15 protein-coding genes are annotated in these 18,529 nt (G+C 68.0%); 7 read left to right on the plus strand and 8 right to left on the minus strand.

Annotation, left to right across the window (positions count from 1 at the left end; genetic code table 11):
- Positions 1–17: 17 nt before the first annotated feature.
- Positions 18–440 (minus strand): hypothetical protein, encoded by a 423-nt coding sequence (locus KBY97_RS05975; protein WP_261356347.1) that lies wholly within the window; start codon positions 438–440, stop codon positions 18–20.
- A 103-nt stretch (positions 441–543) separates the two neighbouring features.
- Between KBY97_RS05975 and alaS the strand changes: the two genes are divergently transcribed.
- Complete coding sequence (gene alaS, locus KBY97_RS05980; RefSeq protein ID WP_255145782.1) at positions 544–3,246, plus strand: alanine--tRNA ligase; 2,703 nt, start codon at positions 544–546, stop codon at positions 3,244–3,246.
- A gap of 92 nt (positions 3,247–3,338) precedes the next feature.
- On the opposite strand, the gene KBY97_RS05985 is transcribed toward alaS, so the two are convergent.
- Positions 3,339–4,337 (minus strand): hypothetical protein, encoded by a 999-nt coding sequence (locus KBY97_RS05985; RefSeq protein ID WP_255145783.1) that lies wholly within the window; start codon positions 4,335–4,337, stop codon positions 3,339–3,341.
- A gap of 91 nt (positions 4,338–4,428) precedes the next feature.
- Here KBY97_RS05985 and KBY97_RS05990 point away from each other — a divergent pair, with 91 nt between their 5' ends.
- From KBY97_RS05990 to KBY97_RS06010, 5 genes are all read left to right on the plus strand, one after another.
- Positions 4,429–5,742 carry a nucleotidyltransferase family protein gene (locus KBY97_RS05990; protein ID WP_255145784.1) on the plus strand — a complete coding sequence of 438 codons (1,314 nt, stop codon included), beginning with the start codon at positions 4,429–4,431 and terminating at the stop codon, positions 5,740–5,742.
- 170 nt (positions 5,743–5,912) lie between these two features.
- Positions 5,913–7,745 carry a PqqD family peptide modification chaperone gene (locus tag KBY97_RS05995; RefSeq protein WP_255145785.1) on the plus strand — a complete coding sequence of 611 codons (1,833 nt, stop codon included), beginning with the start codon at positions 5,913–5,915 and terminating at the stop codon, positions 7,743–7,745.
- Positions 7,742–8,425, plus strand: a complete 684-nt coding sequence (locus KBY97_RS06000; protein ID WP_255145786.1) for a glycosyltransferase family A protein — start codon at positions 7,742–7,744, stop codon at positions 8,423–8,425. Before KBY97_RS05995 ends, KBY97_RS06000 begins: the two co-directional genes overlap by 4 nt.
- The gene (locus KBY97_RS06005; protein WP_255145787.1) at positions 8,422–9,585 is read left to right on the plus strand and encodes a glycosyltransferase; all 1,164 of its coding nucleotides are present in this window, start codon (positions 8,422–8,424) and stop codon (positions 9,583–9,585) included. Before KBY97_RS06000 ends, KBY97_RS06005 begins: the two co-directional genes overlap by 4 nt.
- A 65-nt stretch (positions 9,586–9,650) precedes the next feature.
- Positions 9,651–10,310 carry a hypothetical protein gene (locus KBY97_RS06010; protein ID WP_255145788.1) on the plus strand — a complete coding sequence of 220 codons (660 nt, stop codon included), beginning with the start codon at positions 9,651–9,653 and terminating at the stop codon, positions 10,308–10,310.
- Positions 10,311–10,361: 51 nt separating this feature from the next.
- Here KBY97_RS06010 and KBY97_RS06015 read toward each other — a convergent pair whose 3' ends face one another.
- Both KBY97_RS06015 and KBY97_RS06020 read right to left on the minus strand, forming a co-directional pair.
- The gene (locus KBY97_RS06015; protein ID WP_255145789.1) at positions 10,362–11,666 is read right to left on the minus strand and encodes an AGE family epimerase/isomerase; all 1,305 of its coding nucleotides are present in this window, start codon (positions 11,664–11,666) and stop codon (positions 10,362–10,364) included.
- A 333-nt stretch (positions 11,667–11,999) separates the two neighbouring features.
- Positions 12,000–12,335, minus strand: a complete 336-nt coding sequence (locus KBY97_RS06020; RefSeq protein WP_255145790.1) for a sulfotransferase — start codon at positions 12,333–12,335, stop codon at positions 12,000–12,002.
- Positions 12,336–12,341: 6 nt separating this feature from the next.
- On the opposite strand from KBY97_RS06020, the gene KBY97_RS06025 reads away from it, so the two are divergent.
- Positions 12,342–12,503 carry a hypothetical protein gene (locus KBY97_RS06025; protein WP_255145791.1) on the plus strand — a complete coding sequence of 54 codons (162 nt, stop codon included), beginning with the start codon at positions 12,342–12,344 and terminating at the stop codon, positions 12,501–12,503.
- A 460-nt stretch (positions 12,504–12,963) separates the two neighbouring features.
- Here KBY97_RS06025 and KBY97_RS06030 read toward each other — a convergent pair whose 3' ends face one another.
- The 4 genes from KBY97_RS06030 to KBY97_RS06045 are packed head-to-tail and all read right to left on the minus strand — an operon-like array spanning position 12,964 to position 18,525.
- On the minus strand, positions 12,964–14,772 hold the full coding sequence (locus tag KBY97_RS06030) for an ABC transporter ATP-binding protein (RefSeq protein ID WP_255145792.1): 1,809 nt from the start codon (positions 14,770–14,772) through the stop codon (positions 12,964–12,966).
- Positions 14,773–14,780: 8 nt separating this feature from the next.
- Positions 14,781–15,929 carry a glycosyltransferase family 87 protein gene (locus tag KBY97_RS06035; RefSeq protein ID WP_255145793.1) on the minus strand — a complete coding sequence of 383 codons (1,149 nt, stop codon included), beginning with the start codon at positions 15,927–15,929 and terminating at the stop codon, positions 14,781–14,783.
- Positions 15,926–16,975 carry a glycosyltransferase family 2 protein gene (locus KBY97_RS06040; protein ID WP_255145794.1) on the minus strand — a complete coding sequence of 350 codons (1,050 nt, stop codon included), beginning with the start codon at positions 16,973–16,975 and terminating at the stop codon, positions 15,926–15,928. Before KBY97_RS06040 ends, KBY97_RS06035 begins: the two co-directional genes overlap by 4 nt.
- Positions 16,972–18,525, minus strand: a complete 1,554-nt coding sequence (locus tag KBY97_RS06045) for an NAD(P)/FAD-dependent oxidoreductase (RefSeq protein WP_255145795.1) — start codon at positions 18,523–18,525, stop codon at positions 16,972–16,974. The genes KBY97_RS06040 and KBY97_RS06045 overlap by 4 nt, the downstream gene beginning before the upstream one ends.
- Between the last annotated feature and the right edge of the window lie 4 nt (positions 18,526–18,529).

An 18,529-nucleotide genomic window follows, 5' to 3' on the forward strand; every position in this document is an offset into this window, starting at 1 on the left:
GGGGGGTCAGGACCTGATCAAGGCCGGAGTGCGGGCAGCAGACGCTGGGCACCTTGCAGCAGCAGGGCAGCGCCCGCGACAGGCAGCCAGAGCGGCAGCCAGGCACGAATCAGCGCCATCATCAACGACGACAGGCCCGGCGCCAGGTTCCGGCCCCACGGCAGCGGCGCGAACGCGGGCAGATCCAAGGCGGCGCCGAGGCTGAGCAGGCCGCACACCGCCCCCACCAGCCCGGCCTGCAGGTGCCCGTCATCCGGGTCGACGCGCTGCAGGTGAAAGGCCAGCAGGCCATAGAAGAAGCCGCAGCCCCCGGCCCGCAGGGCCGGCTCCAGGCCCCCGCCCAGGCCGAGTGCCGCCGCCGCGCCCCCGGCCAGCAGCGCCCAGCTGATCGATTGCAGCCGCAGGCGCGCGCGGGGCTGGGGCGGGTCGGAGGCGGGCAGCACGGCGACGGCGGGGCGGGCGCAGCGTAAGCGCCGCCCCGGATCCGCTCAGGGGCGCGCTCGCCGAAGATGGGCGCTTCGCATTGTTTCGTCGCGACGGGCCATGGCTGCCGCACCTTCTTCCAGCGCCTCCTTGGCGGGCCAGCCGCGCCCCCGCAGCGGCGCCGAGATCCGCGAGGCGTTCCTGGCCTTCTATGCCGCCCGCGACCACCGGCGCCTGCCCAGCGCTTCGCTGGTGCCGGACGACCCCACGGTGCTGCTCACGATCGCGGGCATGCTGCCCTTCAAGCCGGTGTTCCTGGGGCAGGCGCCACGGCCGGCGGCGCGGGCCACCACCAGCCAGAAGTGCATCCGCACCAACGACATCGAGAACGTGGGCCGCACGGCGCGGCACCACACCTTCTTCGAGATGCTGGGCAACTTCTCCTTCGGCGATTACTTCAAGGCCGAGGCGATCGCCTGGGCCTGGGAGCTCTCCACCGAGGTGTTCGGCCTGGATCCCCGCCACCTGGTGGTGAGCGTGTTCCGCGAAGACGACGAGGCCGAAGCGATCTGGCGCGAGGTCGTGGGGGTGAACCCGAAGCGGATCATCCGCATGGATGAAGCCGACAACTTCTGGGTGTCGGGCCCCACCGGCCCCTGCGGCCCCTGCTCGGAGATCTACTACGACTTCCACCCCGAACGCGGCGATGACGCCATCGATCTGGAGGACGACAGCCGCTTCATCGAGTTCTACAACCTGGTGTTCATGCAGTTCAACCGCGATGCGGAAGGAACACTCACCCCTCTGGCGAACCGCAACATCGACACCGGCCTTGGTCTGGAGCGCATGGCCCAGATCCTGCAGGGCGTGCCGAACAACTACGAAACCGATCTGATCGTTCCGCTGATTCACACCGCCGCCACCCTGGCCGGCGTGGATTACAGCCAGCTCGAAGAGAAGGGCAAAACCTCCCTGAAGGTGATCGGTGACCACAGCCGCGCCATCACCCAGCTGATCTGCGATGGCGTCACGGCGTCGAACCTGGGCCGCGGCTACATCCTGCGGCGCCTGCTGCGGAGGGTGGTGCGCCACGGCCGCCTGCTGGGCATCGATCAGCCCTTCCTGCAGGCCATGGGCGAGGCGGCGATTGCGTTGATGGCGCCGGCCTTCCCGCAGCTGCTGGAGCGGCGTGAGGCGATCCTCGCTGAGCTGGGCCGCGAGGAGGCCCGCTTCCTCGACACGCTCGAGCGCGGCGAGAAGCTGCTGGCGGAGGTGCTGGCCTCCCGCCCTGCCGCCATCAGCGGCGCCCAGGCCTTCGAGCTCTACGACACCTACGGCTTCCCGCTGGAGCTCACCGAGGAGATCGCCGAGGAGCACGGGCTCACGGTGGACCGTGACGGCTTCGAGGCGGCGATGGAGGCCCAGCGGCAGCGCGCCAAGGCGGCGGCCGTGAGTGTGGACCTCACCGTGCAGGGGGCGCTGGCGGCCGCGGCGGCCGACCTCCCCGACACCCGCTTCGAGGGCTACGGCGCCCTGGAGCATCCCAGCCAGGTGCTGGCGCTGGTGGTGAACGGCAGCCCGGCCGAGCGGGCGGTGGCGGGCGAGGCGGTGCAGGTGATGCTGGATGCCACGCCCTTCTATGGCGAATCCGGCGGCCAGATCGGCGACCGGGGCCTGCTGCTGGGCGGTGTGCTCGGCAGCGAGGGCGCCGGTGACGCCGGCGTGATCGTGCGGGTGGAGGCGGTGAGCCGCCTGCGCAAGCAGTTCGTGCACCAGGGCCGGGTGGAGCGCGGCAGCCTGGGCCTCGGTGATCGGGTGATCGCCCGGGTCGACCGGGCCTGCCGCCGCCGCGCCCAGGCGCACCACACCGCCACCCACCTGCTGCAGGCGGCGCTCAAGCAGCTGGTGGATCCCGCGATCGCCCAGGCGGGTTCGCTGGTGGATTTCGACCGCCTGCGCTTCGACTTCCACTGCCCCCGCGCCGTGAGCCGTGAGGAGCTGGAGCGGGTTGAAGAGCTGATCAACGGCTGGATCGCCGATGCCCACGAGCTGGAGGTGCAGGAGATGGAGCTGGAGCGGGCCCGGGCGGCCGGGGCGGTGGCGATGTTCGGTGAGAAATACGACGCCCAGGTGCGGGTGGTGGATGTGCCGGGGGTGTCGATGGAGCTGTGCGGCGGCACCCATGTGGCCAACACCGCCGAGATCGGTCTGTTCAAGATCGTCAGCGAAACCGGCGTGGCGGCCGGCATCCGCCGCATCGAGGCGGTGGCGGGTCCGGCGGTGCTGGCCTACCTGAACGAACGGGACGCGGTGGTGCGCGAACTGGGCGACCGCTTCAAGGCCCAGCCCGCGGAAATCGTGGAGCGGGTGAGCGCCATGGCCGAGGAGCTCAAGGCCACCGGCAAGGCCCTGGCCGCCGCCCGCGCCGAACTGGCGCTGGCGAAGGCAGCGGCGCTGGCGGCTCAGGCGGAACCGCTCGGCTCCTTCCAGCTGCTGGTGGCCCGCCTCGATGGCGTGGAAGGTGCCGGCCTGCAGGGGGCAGCCCAGCAGCTGCAGCAGCAGCTGGGCGAAGGCGGCGCAGTGGTGCTGGGCGGCCTGTCCGATCCCGCCGACCTCACCAAGGTGATCCTGGTGGCCGCCTTCGGCGCGGCGGTGGTGCAGGCGGGCGCCAAGGCGGGCACCTTCATCGGCACCATCGCCAAACGCTGCGGCGGTGGCGGTGGCGGCCGCCCGGCCCTGGCCCAGGCCGGCGGCCGCGACGGCGCCGCCCTGCCGGCGGCCCTCGCTGAGGCGCGCGATGCCCTGGCGGCGGCCCTGGGCTGAGGCGGCTCAGGGGCTGCATTGAGGCGGCATTGAGCCGGCTTCGGGGCTGCATTGATCCGGCATTGAGGCGCGTGAGACAGCCATTGCTGCCTTTATCGCGTGCGCAGCCGCCGTGGCAGCCGGCGTCGAAGTCGCCAGCGGGAGACAAGGCCTGGTGCCCCTGCCTGCTCAATCGCCTTGTGCAGGGGCAGCAGGCTTTCGCTGCATTCCAGTTGCAACAGCGCCTGCACGGCGCTGCCCACGGCAGCACGCTCGCCGCGGCGCCCCATGGCGGCCACCACGGCAGCCACCAGCTCTGCGGCGTCAGGGGCTGCCGCCGCCGGATCACCGCTTGCTGGCTCCGCCTCCCCGCACAGCAGCTGGAACCGGTGGGTGAGCTCCACGATCCAGCGCAGCCCTGCGGGCGGATGGCAGCGCCAGCCCTGCACGATCAGCCCCACCAGATGCTCGCCGGAATCCGGCAGCAGCACCCCCGGCAGGGCCGAGGGCTGCGGCGGGGCGTGCCAGGCGCTGGCGGCCTGCCTCGAGCCCAGCAGCCGCAAGGAGCGGATCTGCAGGGGCAGGCGCCCCGTGCGCACGGCCTCGCCGGCCGCCCCCTCCAGCGCTGTGCGCTCCAGGGTGGCCACCGCCTGGCGGCACGCCCGGCCAGTGATCCCCCCCGCCGCGCCCATCACCACCAGCTCCAGCCGCCGCACCGGCAAGGGCTGATCACCGCAGCGGACCGGCCCCAGGTGGCTGGCCAGGTCACCCTCGGCCAGCAGGGTGAGGCCGTTGTGCGCGGCCGCTGCGCCGAGTTGCTCGGCGGCTCGCAGGGCCAGGCCGCTCAGCAGCCAGGAGCGCCGCTGAAGCCCCAGGCAGCGCGCCGCCACCGACCCGTTGCCGGCCGCCTTGCCCAGCCGTGCCACTGCCAGGGCGGCCAGCTCGAAGCCGGCGCCATTCTCGTGCTCAAAGTCGACGTGCTCCAGCCACTCCTGCCAACGGCGCAGAGCCAGCGGTGGTTCCGCCAGGCAGGCGGCGAGCAGCCGGCGCAGGGCCAGATCGGGTGCGGGGCCGACCCAGGGCCGGACCCGTCGGGGATCAAAGGCCGTCATCGATGCCAGGAAGGCAGCGCCCACCCTGCCGCAGGATGATCCCCCCAGCGCTCCCAAGGTTCCCGGCCCATTGCTTCCCCGCCTGCGCCCGATGGCTGCATCCAGCTTTGCGCCTGCCGCTGTTCCCACCTGGCGACCGACCCCGGCGCAGGAGCAGTTGCTGCAGGCCTGTCTGCTGCCTGAGGCACCGGCCCAGGCGGCCTTTCGCGCCTGGGCCGCCCACACAGCGCCCCACACCGCGTCGCTGCTCAGCGATGCGGCCACCTGGAGATTGTTGCCGCTGCTGTGGTCGCGCTGGCGCCGGTGGCCACACACCGGCGAGGCTGCGGCTGCCCATGCGCTTGTGGCGGAGAGCCTGGCTGAGGTGAAGCGCACCTGGCTGGAGAACCACCGCCGCCTCAAGGCCGCCAACGCCTTGGCCGAACAGTTGGCGGCAGTCGGTGTGCCGGTGATGCTGGTGAAGGGGTTGCCCCTGGCCCTGCAGGCCTACGGGGACCTCGGTCTGCGCCCTATGGGCGACTTCGACCTGGTGGTGCCGTTCGCCCAGGTGCAACCGGCCCTGCAGGTGCTGGCGGCTTCCGGCTGGCGGCCGCTGCCCACGCCGCTCAAGCACTCCAGCGGTGAGGAGGGCGAAGCCGCTCTGCCGCCCTGGGCTCTGCAGCCGCGGCCGCTGCAGGCCTTCGATGCGCTGTTCCTTCAGGTGCGACACAGCCATGGCTTTCGCCATGCCAGCGGCCTGGAAGCCGACCTGCACTGGTTTGTCTTTCAGGGCCACTGCGATCCCGGCGTCGACGAAGGGATCTGGCGCGGGGCCGCCGCTCTGGCCTCCGTGAACCGGGCCCCAGGCTGCCAACCATCGCCGCTGCTGCTGGTGCCCGATCCAGCGGATCACCTGTTGCTGGTGCTCAGCCATGCGGCCCGTTGGGATGTGGTGCCAGCGGTGCGCTGGCTGGCGGATGCGGCGCTGCTGCTGCGCGCGGCCCCCACCCTCGATTGGGACCGCCTGCGGCTGGAGGCGCGCCGCCGCAGGCTCACGGCCGTGGTGGCGCCGATGCTGGCGCTGCTGCAGGAGCAGGCGCAGGCGGCTGTGCCCTCGGCAGTGGTGCGAGAGCTGGCGGAGGTGCGCCGGTCGCGGCGGGAGCGGTTGCTGGCTCCGGTGCAACCGGGTAGCCCCGACTGGCGTGGTGGCGTCGAGGAAGTGCGCTATCTCCACCGGCGCTGGCGCCAGCTGCGACGGCGAACACGGGCCGTAGACCCGGTGCCTGATTTCCACCGGTTTGTCCGCCACGTGCTCGGGGCACCGGATCTGCCGTCGCTCGATGCCTATGCGCTGGCGCAGCTTCAGCGACGTCTGGGTTGGGCGAGATCCACGCCCCAGGCCTCTGGACAGGCGGATTCGACATAACTCAATGAGGCTAGAGTTCTTGGCATTGGTGCTTGAATTTGATGCTTGAAGAGGCTGATCCTGTGGGCCGGGATGAAGAGGCTTGGCGGCAGGGTGATGCTGGGATCAGCGGATTCAAGATTAATGAACCCGATGTGATTCATCAGGTCTTCGAGGATGAGGTCGTTGTGGTGGATCTGCGCTCCGGCGCCTATTTCGGATTCAGCGATTCCGCCGCCACGGCCTGGCAGATGGTGGGCCCCGAGGGGGTCTCCACAGCGGGCCTGGCTGCTGCCATGCGCAGCATCTGGCCCGATTCCACTGACGTGATCGAAGCTGATGTTTGCCAGTTCGTTGATCAGCTATTCGCCCATGATCTGATCGTTCCCATCACCGAATGCCCATCGCCGTTGCCGGCCCCCGAAGGGCAGGTGCAGGCCTACGGGCCTCCTGCGTTGCAGAAGCACAGCGATCTGCAGGATCTGTTTCTGCTGGATCCGGTCCATGAGGTGGATCCGGCGGTTGGATGGCCCCATTTGCCTGGGCAGGGCAGCAGCGTGGCCCTGGTGGTCGCCCCCGACCACGAACTGCTGGTGGCCCGCGCCCCCGACGTCACGCTGCTGATTGATCGCACCACGGGCCTTTATGCCGCCCTTGAAGGGGAAGCGAACCAGCTTTGGAGCCGCATCGCCAGCGGCCCCACAACGCTGACCACCGGCCCTTTCACCGCTGCCCTGCTGCAGGCTGGATTCGCCGTGGTGGCACCCCCGGTCGGCACCCTCGCGCCCTCCAGTGAGGCGATCGTCACCACGCCCGAGCCCCTGCCGGCCCCACCGCTCGCCCCCACCCTCCACCGCGACCTGGTGGACACCCTGCGGCCCTGGATCACTCGCCCCCGCCCCCTGCCTGCCGCCGAGCCACTGCCTGCCCAGGTGATCACGGCCGCCTTCGACGCCTATGCCGCCACCACGGCCGAGCGCTGCGGCAGCGATTTTCTGGAGCAGGGCTTCCGTCTCGGCGACCGCCACCTGGTTCTGCGCACCCTCCCCGGCCAGGACATCGAAGCCCTGCTGCCCGCCCTGGCCCATCGCGCCGAGACGGCTCCCTCCGCCCAGCACGCGCCAGCCCATGCCGCTCCAGCCGACAACCCGCCAGCCCTGACGATCACCCTCTTCACCGCCACCGACCTGCCGGCGTCGGCGCCGTTGGCGCAGGTGTTGCTCACCCTCGGCATCAACTTTTCCGATGCGATCGGCCTGCGGGGGGAGCTGCTGGCCCTGCAGGGGTCGGGGCTCTCCGGCCACTACGACCCGGGCACCCGGCTGTTGGCGGTGCTCGACGGGAGCGGTGGGCAGGCCTGGGTGGTGAAGCGTGACGAGGCCCCGTTGCCGTTCTGGGAGCTGGGCTCGCCGTTGCGGTTCCTGCTGCACGAGTGGTTCGCGGCCGAGGGTCTGCAGTTCGTGCACGGAGCCTGCGTGGGCGGCTCCCGCGGCGGAGTGCTGCTGGCTGGCCCAGGCGGTGCGGGCAAGTCGACCACGGCCCTGATGTGCGTGGCTGCCGGCCTGCGCTACGTGGGCGACGACTACTGCCTGGCGGACCCTGCCCGCGGCTGGATCCACAGCCTCTATGGCACCGGCAAGCTCAAGGGCCCGGAGGATTTCCAGCGCCTGCCCGGGCTGGAGGGCCAGGCGATCAATGCGGATGCGTTCGAGCGGGGCGGCACCGGCAAGGCGGTGCTGCCGGTGGCCTCGCTCTGGCCCGAGCGCATGGCCGCAGGCCTGCCCCTGCAGGCGATTTTGCTGCCCCGTCTGAGCAGCGACCCCGCACCGCGGCTCGAACCCTGCTCCGTTGCTGAGTTGCTGCTCTCGCTGGTGCCGAGCACGGTGGGCCAGCTGCCCGCCGCGGATGACGGCGATTGCCGCCGTCTGGTGCAGCTGGTCGCCGGCCTGCCCGCCTACGTGCTGCACCTCGGCGCCGACCCCTCGCTGCTGCCGGCTGTGATCGAGGCGCTCACCGGCCGATGAAGGTGAGCGTGATCGTGCCGGTGCTGAACGGCGAACGGTTCCTGCCGGCGGCGCTCGAAAGCGTGCTGGTCCAACCCCGCCAGCTGCCGGGGTTGGAGCTGGAGCTGATCGTGGTGGACAACGGCTCCGACGACGGCACGGTGGGCCTGGTGGAGCAGGCGTTCGGCGATCGGGTCCAGCTGGTGCAGGAGCCGTGCCGCGGCATCGCCCACGCCCGCAATGCCGGGCTGGCACTGGCCACGGCCCCGCTGATCGCCTTTCTCGATGCCGACGACCTCTGGCGGCCAGGCAAGCTGGCCTTGCAGTGCCGCTGGCTTGCCGCGCACCCCGAGCAGGCCCTGGTGTTCTGCCATGGCGATGAGTTCAGTGATCCCCCCGGCGCCTTCCCCTGCCGCCCGGCCCAGCCGCTGCTGATCGCCAGCGCGCTGCTCGCCCGGCGCGCCGCCTTCGAGGCTGCCGGGCCCTTCCCTCCCGTGGCCAGCGGCGAGTTCATCGCCTGGATCGGCTGGACGAAAACCCTGGCGCTGGCCTCCGGCCTCGTGCCTGAGCTACTGGTACGCCGCCGGGTGCACGCCAGCAACACCACCCGCGCTGCCGGCGCCCTTCGCGACTACGCCGCCGCCATGCACTGGCTGATCCAACGGCGCCGCAGCCATGGCCCCAGCCCAGCCACCCCATGACCGCCCTGTTGTTCACTCCCCTGCTGCCCAGCCCCACAGGCGGTGGCTCGGCCATGCGCGTCAGCGCCGTGCTGGAGGTATTGGCGCAGCTGGGTCCGGTGATCGTGGTGCATCTGCCGGTGTGGGGAGACCACTCGGAGCTGTTTGATCCCAACTGGGTGCATCGCCACGCCACTGCGGTGGTGCGCATCACTGCCGCCGAGCTGCCGCAGTTGAGCGAGCGGGTGGAGGCGGCGCTCAGCGCCTGTGTGCCGGACCAGCCCGTGCGGCTCATCCATGCTTTCCGCCTGGTGGTGGCCCCGCTGGCGCTGCGCTGCCTGGGGCTGGCGGCTGCCGCGCGGCCGCGGCTGCTGCTGGATCTCGACGACGACGAGTGCGCCCGTGATCTGGAGTACGCGGCGCTGGAGCAGGCTGCCGGCCGGAGCGAGCGAGCGGAGCGCCTGCGGGCGGAGCGGGGGCGAATGGAACGCTTCCGTGGGCTGCTGCTGCAGCGCTTCGATCAGGTGTTTCTGGCCAATGCCGCCGACTGCCGGCTGCTGGCTCAGCGCTATCCCGATCGTTGTTTTGTGCACCTTCCCAACGTGATTCGATCGGTGACGCCCTGCACCAAGGGGATGGCCGATCCCCGCGGGATGTTGTTCATCGGCACGCTCGATTACCTTCCCAACGAAGACGGCGTCGCCTTCTTCGTTCGCGAGGTGCTCCCCCTGCTCCACGCTGCCGATGCCGCCATGTCGCTGCGGGTGGTGGGGGTGGGGCTGCCGCCCTCCCTGGTGGACCTCGCCGCCCTGCCGGGCGTGACGCTCGTGGGGCCCGTGCCGGAGACGGCGCCGGAATTCGCCCGGGCCGGGATGCTGGTGGTGCCGCTGCGGGCCGGCAGCGGCAGCCGCATCAAGATCCTGGAAGCTTTCCAGCACGGCACCCCCGTGGTGTCCACCGCCAAGGGAGCCGAAGGTCTGGATGTGGAGGATGGCGAGCAGTTGCTGCTGGCTAACAGTGCGGCGGCCCTGGCTGCCGCCTGCCTCGCCCTCGCTGTCGATCCAGCGCTGCGCCAGCGCCTTGCCACCAAAGCCCGGGGCTGGGTCGAGCGCGAGCACGGGCTGGAGGCCATGGCCACTGTCTTTGCCGGGGCCATGGATGCCGCCGGTGTGGACCCTTGATGGCAGCAGATCCTGCCCAGCCTCTGATCCTTATGGGAACCCATCACAAGACTGGCACCGTTTGGATGCAGAAGCTCTCCTCGAAGGTCTGCTCTCATTATGAATTTAAATATTATCAAGGTGAACAGAATGGGTTGCCAGCTGAGGCCCATGTGTGTCTACAAGATCATAGTCGTTTTGTGCTCCCTGATCTGGCTAGGCCCTATCGAGGCCTTCACCTGATTCGCGATCCTAGGGATGTGTTGATCTCGGGTGCTCATTATCACGGTCGCTCTGATGAGGCGTGGCTCCATGCTCGGCAGGCGAGGTTTATGGGACGGACCTGTCAGCAGGCGATTGGCGGATGTCGATCTCTGGCTGATGCCATTGCCTTTGAAATGCGCCATGAGGGCGGGCGTACGATTCGGGAGATGTTGTCCTGGACCTATTCGAACCCCTTGATTTTTGAGGCCAAGTATGAAGACTTGATTGGCGACGACGGGATGGAGCGCATGGCTAAAACCTTTGCTTTCTTGTGTTATCCGCAGGATGCCTTGCCCGAGCTTGTGGCCATTGCCAGAAGTGTGAGCATCTTTCACGGTGGCGCTGATTGCCTGGGGCATGTCAGGGATGGCAGCGCCAAGCAGTGGGTTCAGGTCTTTGATGAACGCCTGAAGGCTCTGTTCATTGATTGTTTTGATGATGCACTTATTCGGCTTGGATATGAAGTGAATCATGCTTGGTGAAGCGCTTCGGTGCACAAGGCTTTTGCGCACCCAGCGTTTACGCAGCAGGCGTTAGCGTTGATCTGGTCCACCCCTCTCTTGCCCACTCCTCGCCTGTCCGTCGTTGCTCAGGGCATTCCGCAGGCTGTTGATGATCTCGATGCTGAAGATCAGTGCCCTGCCGTTGTGGTAGCCCTCCTTCCACCGATTGGCTTTGGCCCCGCGCACCGAGCCGTCCGGGTGCACTTCGGCGTGCCATTCCCCTCTTCGCCAGTCGGTCTGCCGCTCCATCACACAGTGAAGGGTCTGCTCGAATACCTCTACGTATCTCGGTGATTGCGTGAGTCGAAACAGGGTGAGGCTGCCCAGCAGTGCTTCCGCCTGAACCCACCACACTTTCTGTTGCTCCAGCGCCGGTTGGTTGAGGGCCCCACAGTAGAAGAAGCCCCCATGCCGGGTATCCCAGCCGTATCGATGGGCATGGTTAAATATCTGGCTAAAGAGGTCGATCCAGTTGCGGTTCGATGAGCCGATCGCCTCAACGGCGTCTGCCAGCAGCCAGATGTTCTCGAGATCGTGCCCGTAAGACACCTGGGCCCACGCGCCCTGCAGGATGGGTGTCCAATCGGGCAGATACCAGTCGGTGCAGGCACCGATTCCGTCGTGTACCACGGCGCTGCTTTGGATGGTGATCAACTCGCCCAGCCGCCGCTGCGCCCGTGAACACCCACTGGCGCGGTAGTAGGCCGTCACCGCTTCGAGCAGGTGCAGATGGGTGTTCATCAGCTTGGCTCCAGGGGGGCCGCCGATGGGGGAGGTCCTGCGCGAGGACGGCGCAGACCAGTCGCGTTCGAACATCTCGAAATACCCGCCATGGACGGGGTCGTGGCTGTGGCGGTCGATCCGTTCGAACAGGTGGGTGGCATTCTTCAGAGCCTCGGGGTCGCCGGTGCTGCAGTGGTACCCGCAGAGGGCATAGAGCGCGAAGGCCTGGCCGTAGGTCACCTTCGTGGCATCGGTGACGCGATTTCCGCTCCGGTTCACGGCCCACACGTAGCCGCCGTGGACCGGGTCCCGCAGGTGATTCACCAGGAAGCGGTAGCCCTGCTCCGCCGCCTGCCGCAGGCCGAGCGCCCCGGGCCGCATCGACGCCAGCCGGGCGAACAGCCAGACCATGCGCGCCTGGGTCACCAGGGTTTTCGGTCGCTGAGCGAACGGCCGTCGAGCGAAGGGCCCCTTCAGCTCAAGCCGCGCCAGGTGATAGCCGCCGTGGATGGGGTCCACGCTGCGTGGAAACCAGAAGGGAAGGAAGGCCTCGTCCAGGTTCCGCGAGAGAGCGGGCAGTGTCGCCACCAGTCGGGCGACCGGATCGGTCATCGGGCGGTGCACGAGGTTCGTCGAAGTCTCTTCGGTGATTGCGTCATTTCTGGCCACCCTCTCGCTGTGAGCCGCATCCAGTTGTTGCCAGCAGAGTGGAATCCAAAATCAATTCTTCTTGCGAATCAAAAATCTCTTTATTGTGGCGCGAACTTCGTGCGGTAGCGATATACTCCTCTGGAAGTCGTACTTTGGCTCAGCTTCGAACTCAGCTTCGAGCTCAGTTCCGCTCAGCCCAGACCGAAGTACCGTAAGGTTGGAGACTGCCGTACGCAGTGAATCGTTGCTCTGGCGCTTGTTGGAAGCCCTCAGCTTTTTCCCTGTCGAGCGGACCTAGAGGAACGCAAGCAGTTGTTGAAGTTCCGCTGGATCAGCAAGTAGATCCTCATAGATCACCTCGCGCACGGGCTGTATCAGCGTCGCAGCTCTCAACTCGGCGTAGTAATCATCGTAGCGTTGTGCAAACTCAAGCAGACTCTGCGGCTCAACGCTCACTGGCAGGTGGCTATAAGATTTGTTCGACCAGCTTCCTGTTGCGCGCGCACGCAATAATGAAATGTAGGCACGCAGGCGGCTTCTGCGTCGTAATAGGACTTTCTTCACCCCGGCTTCATCGAGCAGTTGGGCGAGCAGTGCTGGTGCCTGCCCCGTTAGCAACTTGAAACCCACCGCACCGTGGCCGAAGTCCGCCTCCCAGAGACGTTTAGCAAAAGCAAGGGGGTCTGCATCACGCGCGGCGAGCCCGCCGAGGGTCTCAAGGCGCCTGCGGAAGTGCCGGTCGAAGTAAAGCGCTTTTGGGTGGAAGACTTCCCGGTGGCAGAGGATCTGCTGATTTGATCGTAGCAGGCTGCAGAGCCAGTTGCTTCCGGTGCGGGGCTGTCAGGCTATGAAGAAGCGAGTTATGGGCATCCTCTTCGCTGCAGGTGGGAGATTTCACGTATCAAATCCCTGCGTTCAAGCTTGACAGGTTGAAGTGCAACCGGATGCTGCAAGCGGAGGTGCGCGGGAATCGTTGCGGAATGGAGGCAGAGCATCACCGGATAATGCCACTGAGTCTTCTGGCTTCTCCAGCGGAGTAGGTGCTTGCGCTCGAGGTCACCATGTTCGAGCGAGAGCACCAACAACCCCGGATTGCGGCTCCCGCCTCGTCATGCGCCAGGCCGCCGTCGCAGTGGAGCCGATCAGGTAAGTCGTTTTCCTGGAACGGCAGCACCGCCCCTCTTCAGGCCCCTCCGCGATGACGGCAGGGATGCCTCAGGAGCCGTCTGAGTTCGTCTCAGGTGGTCGGCCTCCCCGGTCATTCCGCCCGTTGCCCGGCCCGGCTCTGCCGCAGCCAGAGGCGGGCGTAGGCGCCGCCGGCCGCCAGCAGCTGCTGATGGCGCCCCTGTTCCACGATCCGCCCCTGCTCGATCACCACAATCTGATCGGCCTGCACGATCGAACTGAGCCGGTGCGCCACCGTGAGCACCGTGCGTGGCCCCTGGAAGGCGGCCAGCGCCTGCTGGATGCCGTGCTCGCTGTGGCTGTCGAGGGCGCTGGTGGCTTCATCGAGGATCAGCAGCTGCGGGTTGCGCAGCAGGGCGCGCGCCAGTGACAGCCGCTGCCGCTGCCCGCCGCTCAACCGGTAGCCCCGTTCACCGATGGCGGTGGCGTAGCCGTTGGGGAGTTCATTGATGAAGCCATGGGCGCCGGCGGTGCGGGCGGCCGCTTCGATCGCGGCCTCGCTGCTGCCCGCGCTGCCGAAGGCGATGTTGTCGCGGATCGAGGCGTTCAGCAGCAACACGTCCTGGCTCACCACGCCCAGCTGCCGCTGCCAGCTGTCGAGATCGAGGCGGCGCAGGTCAACGTCATCGATCAGCACCCGGCCGCTGCTGGGATCCTGCAGGCCCACCACCAGATCCACCAACGACGACTTGCCCGCCCCGGACGGCCCCACCAGGGCCACGGTGCTGCCGGCGGGAATCCAGAGGTTGATGCCCTCGAGGCTGGGCTCGGCGCGGCCCTCGAAGCACAGCCCCACCCCCTCAAAGCGCACCCCGTGCCGCAGGCCCGTGAAGGGGATGCCACCGTGGCGCCGGAAGCTTTTGTCGCCGGTCTGGAGCAGGTCGTCGAGCTGCTCGATCCGGCCACTGTTCTGGGCCAGATGGTTGAAGTTGGCGGCGGTTCGGATCAGACGCAGATTGAGCCGCTGAAGGGCCAGCACAAAGGTGACCAGCTGGGGAATCACCGTTTCGGTGCTGGCGCCGAACAGCTGCCAGCTGAGTCCCACGATCAGCAGTGCGGCCACCACGGGCAGCAGGTCACTGACCGGCTCCTGGATGCTCATCAGACGGCTCAGCTGCCGCATCGGCGCTTCCAGGCTGGCCATCTGAGCCGCCACCTCCCGCCGAGCGCTGCCGGTGGCGGCGCTGCTGTGCAGCAGCCGCAGCACCTGGATGTCTTCAGTGATGCGGGCCGCCACCTCGCGTCGCCTCGCCTCCAGCACCCTGCTGGCCTGGCCGAGCCTGGGGCGGAGGGTGCGCTGCAGCGCTGCCACCGCCACACCCAGGCCGAGCGCGACCAGCAGCAGCGCCGGCGACAGCACCGCCAGGATCGCCACGTAGGCCAGCACCAGCGCCAGGTTGGAGCAGATCTGCCCCAGCTGCTCAATCTCCACCTGCACTGCCTGGGGCGACACCGTGGCCCGGTGCACCAGGTCGCCCACCTTGAAGCGGCTGGCGCAGGCATAGCTCAGGCTCAGGATGTGGCGATGCAGCTCCGGGGTGATGCAGGCCTGGCAGCGGGCGGCGAAGTAGCCGGCCGTGATCCCGTTCAGGTAGCGGCTGCCACTGGCCAGCAGCTGCAGCACCAAGGCGGCGCCTAAATACACGAGGAACAGGGTGCCCTGGGGCAGAGCGGCCAGCCCCCACGGGCCGGAAGGGGCAGCGCCGGCCAGCAGGCCCGCCGCCCGGAAGATCACCGCGAAGCTGCCGAACTCGGCGGCGGCCAGCAGCAGTGTGGTGGCCATGTTCACGGCCAGCAGCCGCCACTGCTGGCGTGCCGTGGTGCGGATCATGCGGGCCATCGGCGTGGTGGCCACGAACGGAATGCCCACCGCGTGGAGCATGGCGCGCCTCACTGCAGCGCTCCGGCCTCTGGCTCCGGCGCCTGGAGGGCCAACACCACCCCCACCAGCAGCCACAGCAGCAGCTGGGCCTGCCCGCCCAGCGGCACGCGCTCGATGATCCGTTGCGGGGTCCACAGCGAGAGCGCCATGGCCACCGCCAGCAGGCGCCACAGCGGGCGCTGGCGCGTGATCGCCAGCCGCAGCGTCATCAGCAGGGCCGGGAACAACAGGATGTTGTCGTAGTTGAGGTGATAGAAGCCCACGGCGCTGGCCGCGGCACACACCGCGGCGGTCTGCAGCGGGTCGTCCGGTTGTTGGCGGCGGCACCACCACCACAGGCTCACAGCGGTGGCCGTGAGCCCGGTCACCAGCAGCTGGCTGGCGGCGGCGCTGAGGCCGAGGCTGTCCGCCAGATCCCCCGCTGCCGACCGACTGCCGCCGCGGATGAAATCCATCGACTGAGGCCGCGTCCACACCTGCAGATAGTCGAGCGGCGTGACGCCCGTGTGCCAGAACGCCACGGCGCTGAGAGTGAGCAGCAGGGCGATCCCAACCACAAGGCCGCGCAGCCGCCGCGCCCGCAGGAAGGGCAGGGCGAACGGCAAGGTGATCTGGGGTTTGATCATCGCCAGGGCCCAGCACAGGCCCGCCGGTATCCGCCGCTGGCGCGCCAGCAGCAGCCACTGGACCGTGATCAGTCCCATGCAGATCAGCGAGAACTGGCCTTGGGCGAGCGCATTGCTGTTGCCGGAGATGGCGGCACCAGCCAGGGCTCCGAGCACTCCGGCGGCCGCACCTGCTCCCCTCAGCAGCCGCTGGCCCACCCAGCCGATTAGGCCCAGGCTCAGCAGGCTCAGCGCCTGGATCACCACACGGCCCTGCAGGGCACCACCCGGGTGAAAAAATGGGGCGAACATCGGCATGGCATAAGGCGGATAAACGCTGACGGCGGTGATTTCCAGTCCCTTGCGCAGGGCCAGCAGCGGGTGGGGGAACACACCGCTGCGGAAGTAGCCGTATTCGTTCAGCCGCAGGTACATGTCGCCGCCGGGGGCCAGCCAGGCGAGCAGCAGACCGTTCAGCAGGGTGGCCATGGTCAGCAGCGCCAGCAGCGTCAAGCCCAAGGCCCTCAGCCAGGGGCGGTTGAGCCCCTTCATGGGGCCGCAGGCTGCGGGGCCCGCGCCGGCCGCCACCAGTGCTCGACAGCCACCAGCGCAAAGCTGAGCGAGGAATAAAAGAAATACAGCAGGTGCAGCGGAATCGCCGCCAGCAGGAACCCAGGCCCCCGCACCCGCAGGCAGAAGCCGTAGAAGCGCCGGTTCAGCCCCAGCAGCGCCAGCAGGCAGGCCAGGGCGCCCCAACCGGCCGCCGCCGCCCAGGGCAGGGCCACCAGGCAGGCCACCAGCACCAGCGTGAGCAGGCCGCTGAACCGGGCGGCGGGCGTGAGGTTGAGCCCCACCGGCCCGTGCGGGCGGCGGCGCAGCAGGCGGCTCCACGGCACGGCCCGCTGGCAGATGTCGGTGACCACCATCGAGCGCAGGCTCCAGTGCTTGTGGTGGGTGCAGAGGATGGTGGGATCGAGCAGCAGCCTGCCGCCCGCCGCCGCCAGGCGCATGCCCAGTTCGATGTCTTCGATGCTGGGGCGTTCGTAGTGGCGATCGAAGCCGCCGAGGGCCAGGAAGCGGCTGCGGCGCATGGCGCCGCAGCCGGCCCAGAAGGTGCGGGCCCGGCCCGGATGGCTGGTGTGGGTGTGGTGGTGCAGCAGGTTGCGGAACTGACTCACCAGTCCGGGGGCGGCGGGGCGGTCGTCGTAGCTGCCGAATACGGCATCGAGCTGGGGGTCGCCCTCGAAGTGCCGGCGGATGCGGCCTAGGGCGTCGGGGTGCAGCTCCACATCGGCGTCCACGAACACCAGGATGTCGCCTGCGGCGCTTTCGGCCGCCAGGTTGCGGGCCACCGCCGGCCCGGAGCGGTGACCGGTGGCCAGCAGCTGTGCCCGCGATTGGGCCAGCCAGGCCGGCACTGCGGGCGGCACGCCGTCGAACACCACCAGGAAGCTGTCGATCTGGCCCTCGGGCGAATCAAGCATCTCCAGCACGCGTTGGGCGCAGTCCACGAAGAATCCGTCCCAGGCGATCGTGGGCATCACCACCGAGCAGGTGAGCCTGCTGCCCACGGCAGCGTGGCGCTGGCCGGATGTCATGGCGTGGCCTCGTCTGTGACCTTGCCTGTGGCCTCGATGTACTCGGCATCCTGGTTCACATTCCAGGCGTCATAGATCGGCTGATCGTTGAGAATGTTCTTGGCGGCCAGCATGGCCGTCATCATGGAATGGTCTTGGTTGTTGTATTTGTGCATGCCGTTTCTGCCCACCACCTGCAAGCCTTCGCCGGCGCTGGTCAGGGCTGCCCGAATCGATTGGATGTGGGTTTTGTAGGTGTCGTCGTAGATGGGATAGGCCTTGGGTTGGCGCACCACGGCGCCATTCACGATCGCTTCGTTGCCGGCCAGCCCCAGGGTCACCAGTTCACGGGCCGCCAGCGCGATGAGGTCGTCGTCGGCCATGGCCCAGAGGTCATCACCCTCGAAGCAGAAGTATTCCAGACCCAGGCAAGTGATGGTGGGATCAGGCACCATCTCCGGTGACCAATTGGCAAAGTTCTGAATTCTCCCGGCCCGGATGTCTGGGTCATGGATATAGATCCAGTGATCGGGAAAGGCCGTGCTGGATTTGAGCATGACGGCCACGGTGATGAAGTCGCGGTATTTCAGGGCGGCGGCGGCCGCCAGTGCCTCCGGCGGCAGGCTCGGGCGAATAGAGCGCACCAGCCAGCTGAGCGGCGCCGAGCAGATGATCTGGTCGTAGGTCCTGGTGCCGGCTTCCAGGCCCGCCCCACCCAGCCCCGGACCTTCCACCTCCAGTTGCCAGCCCGCCAACTTCTGCCCCTGCGCCGCCCCGTTCGCTGCCCTGTCCGCCCTTCCATCCACCGTCTCGTCGGCCGCACCATCCATTCGGGTGAGCTGCGTGACCCGGGCGCCGAGGGTGACCTGCCCGCCCAGCGCGCGCACACGTTCCGCCGTGGCTTCCCACATCATTCCGGGCCCGAGCCTTGGGTAACGGAAAGAGCCAATCAGCGATTTGATCACCTTGGAACGATCGCTGCCGGCCTCGGTGGCGGGGGGAGACCAGAAGGCCGCCAGGGCGGCCCGGGTGAGCGACAGCCCCTTGATGCGCTGGGCGGCCCAATCTGCAGCGATCTCGCTGCAGGGCACTCCCCAGACCTTTTCCGTATAGGACTTGAAAAACTTGGCGTAGAGCCGATAGCCGAATTTGTTGGTGACCCACTCTTCCAGGTTGGCGGGTTGGTGGGTTGGAAACAGTTTTTTAGTGAGGTAGGAGACTACGCTCAGCAAGGATTCCCGCTTGCCTAGATTTCTCACAACCTCGCTGGCTTCAAGAGGATAGTTATAGAATTTTCCGTCGTAGAAAATTCTCGACAAGCGATCTCGGGTGAGCATGTCGTCGCCCAGGATTTCGCTCCAGAACGCTTCCACCTCGCCTGATTTGGAGAAGAAGCGATGGCCGCCGATATCGAAGCGAAATCCTTTGTGCACCACCGTTCGTGAGATGCCGCCCACATAGGTGAGATCGGCTTCCCACACATCCACCCTGCATCCCTGCTTGGCCAGCAGATAGGCAGCTGTTAGGCCTGCGGGACCTGCACCGATGATGCCGACAGAAGGACGCCGCAACTGT

Origin of the sequence: Synechococcus sp. ATX 2A4 (assembly GCF_024346375.1) — a bacterium.
Classification (GTDB): Bacteria; Cyanobacteriota; Cyanobacteriia; order PCC-6307; family Cyanobiaceae; genus MW101C3.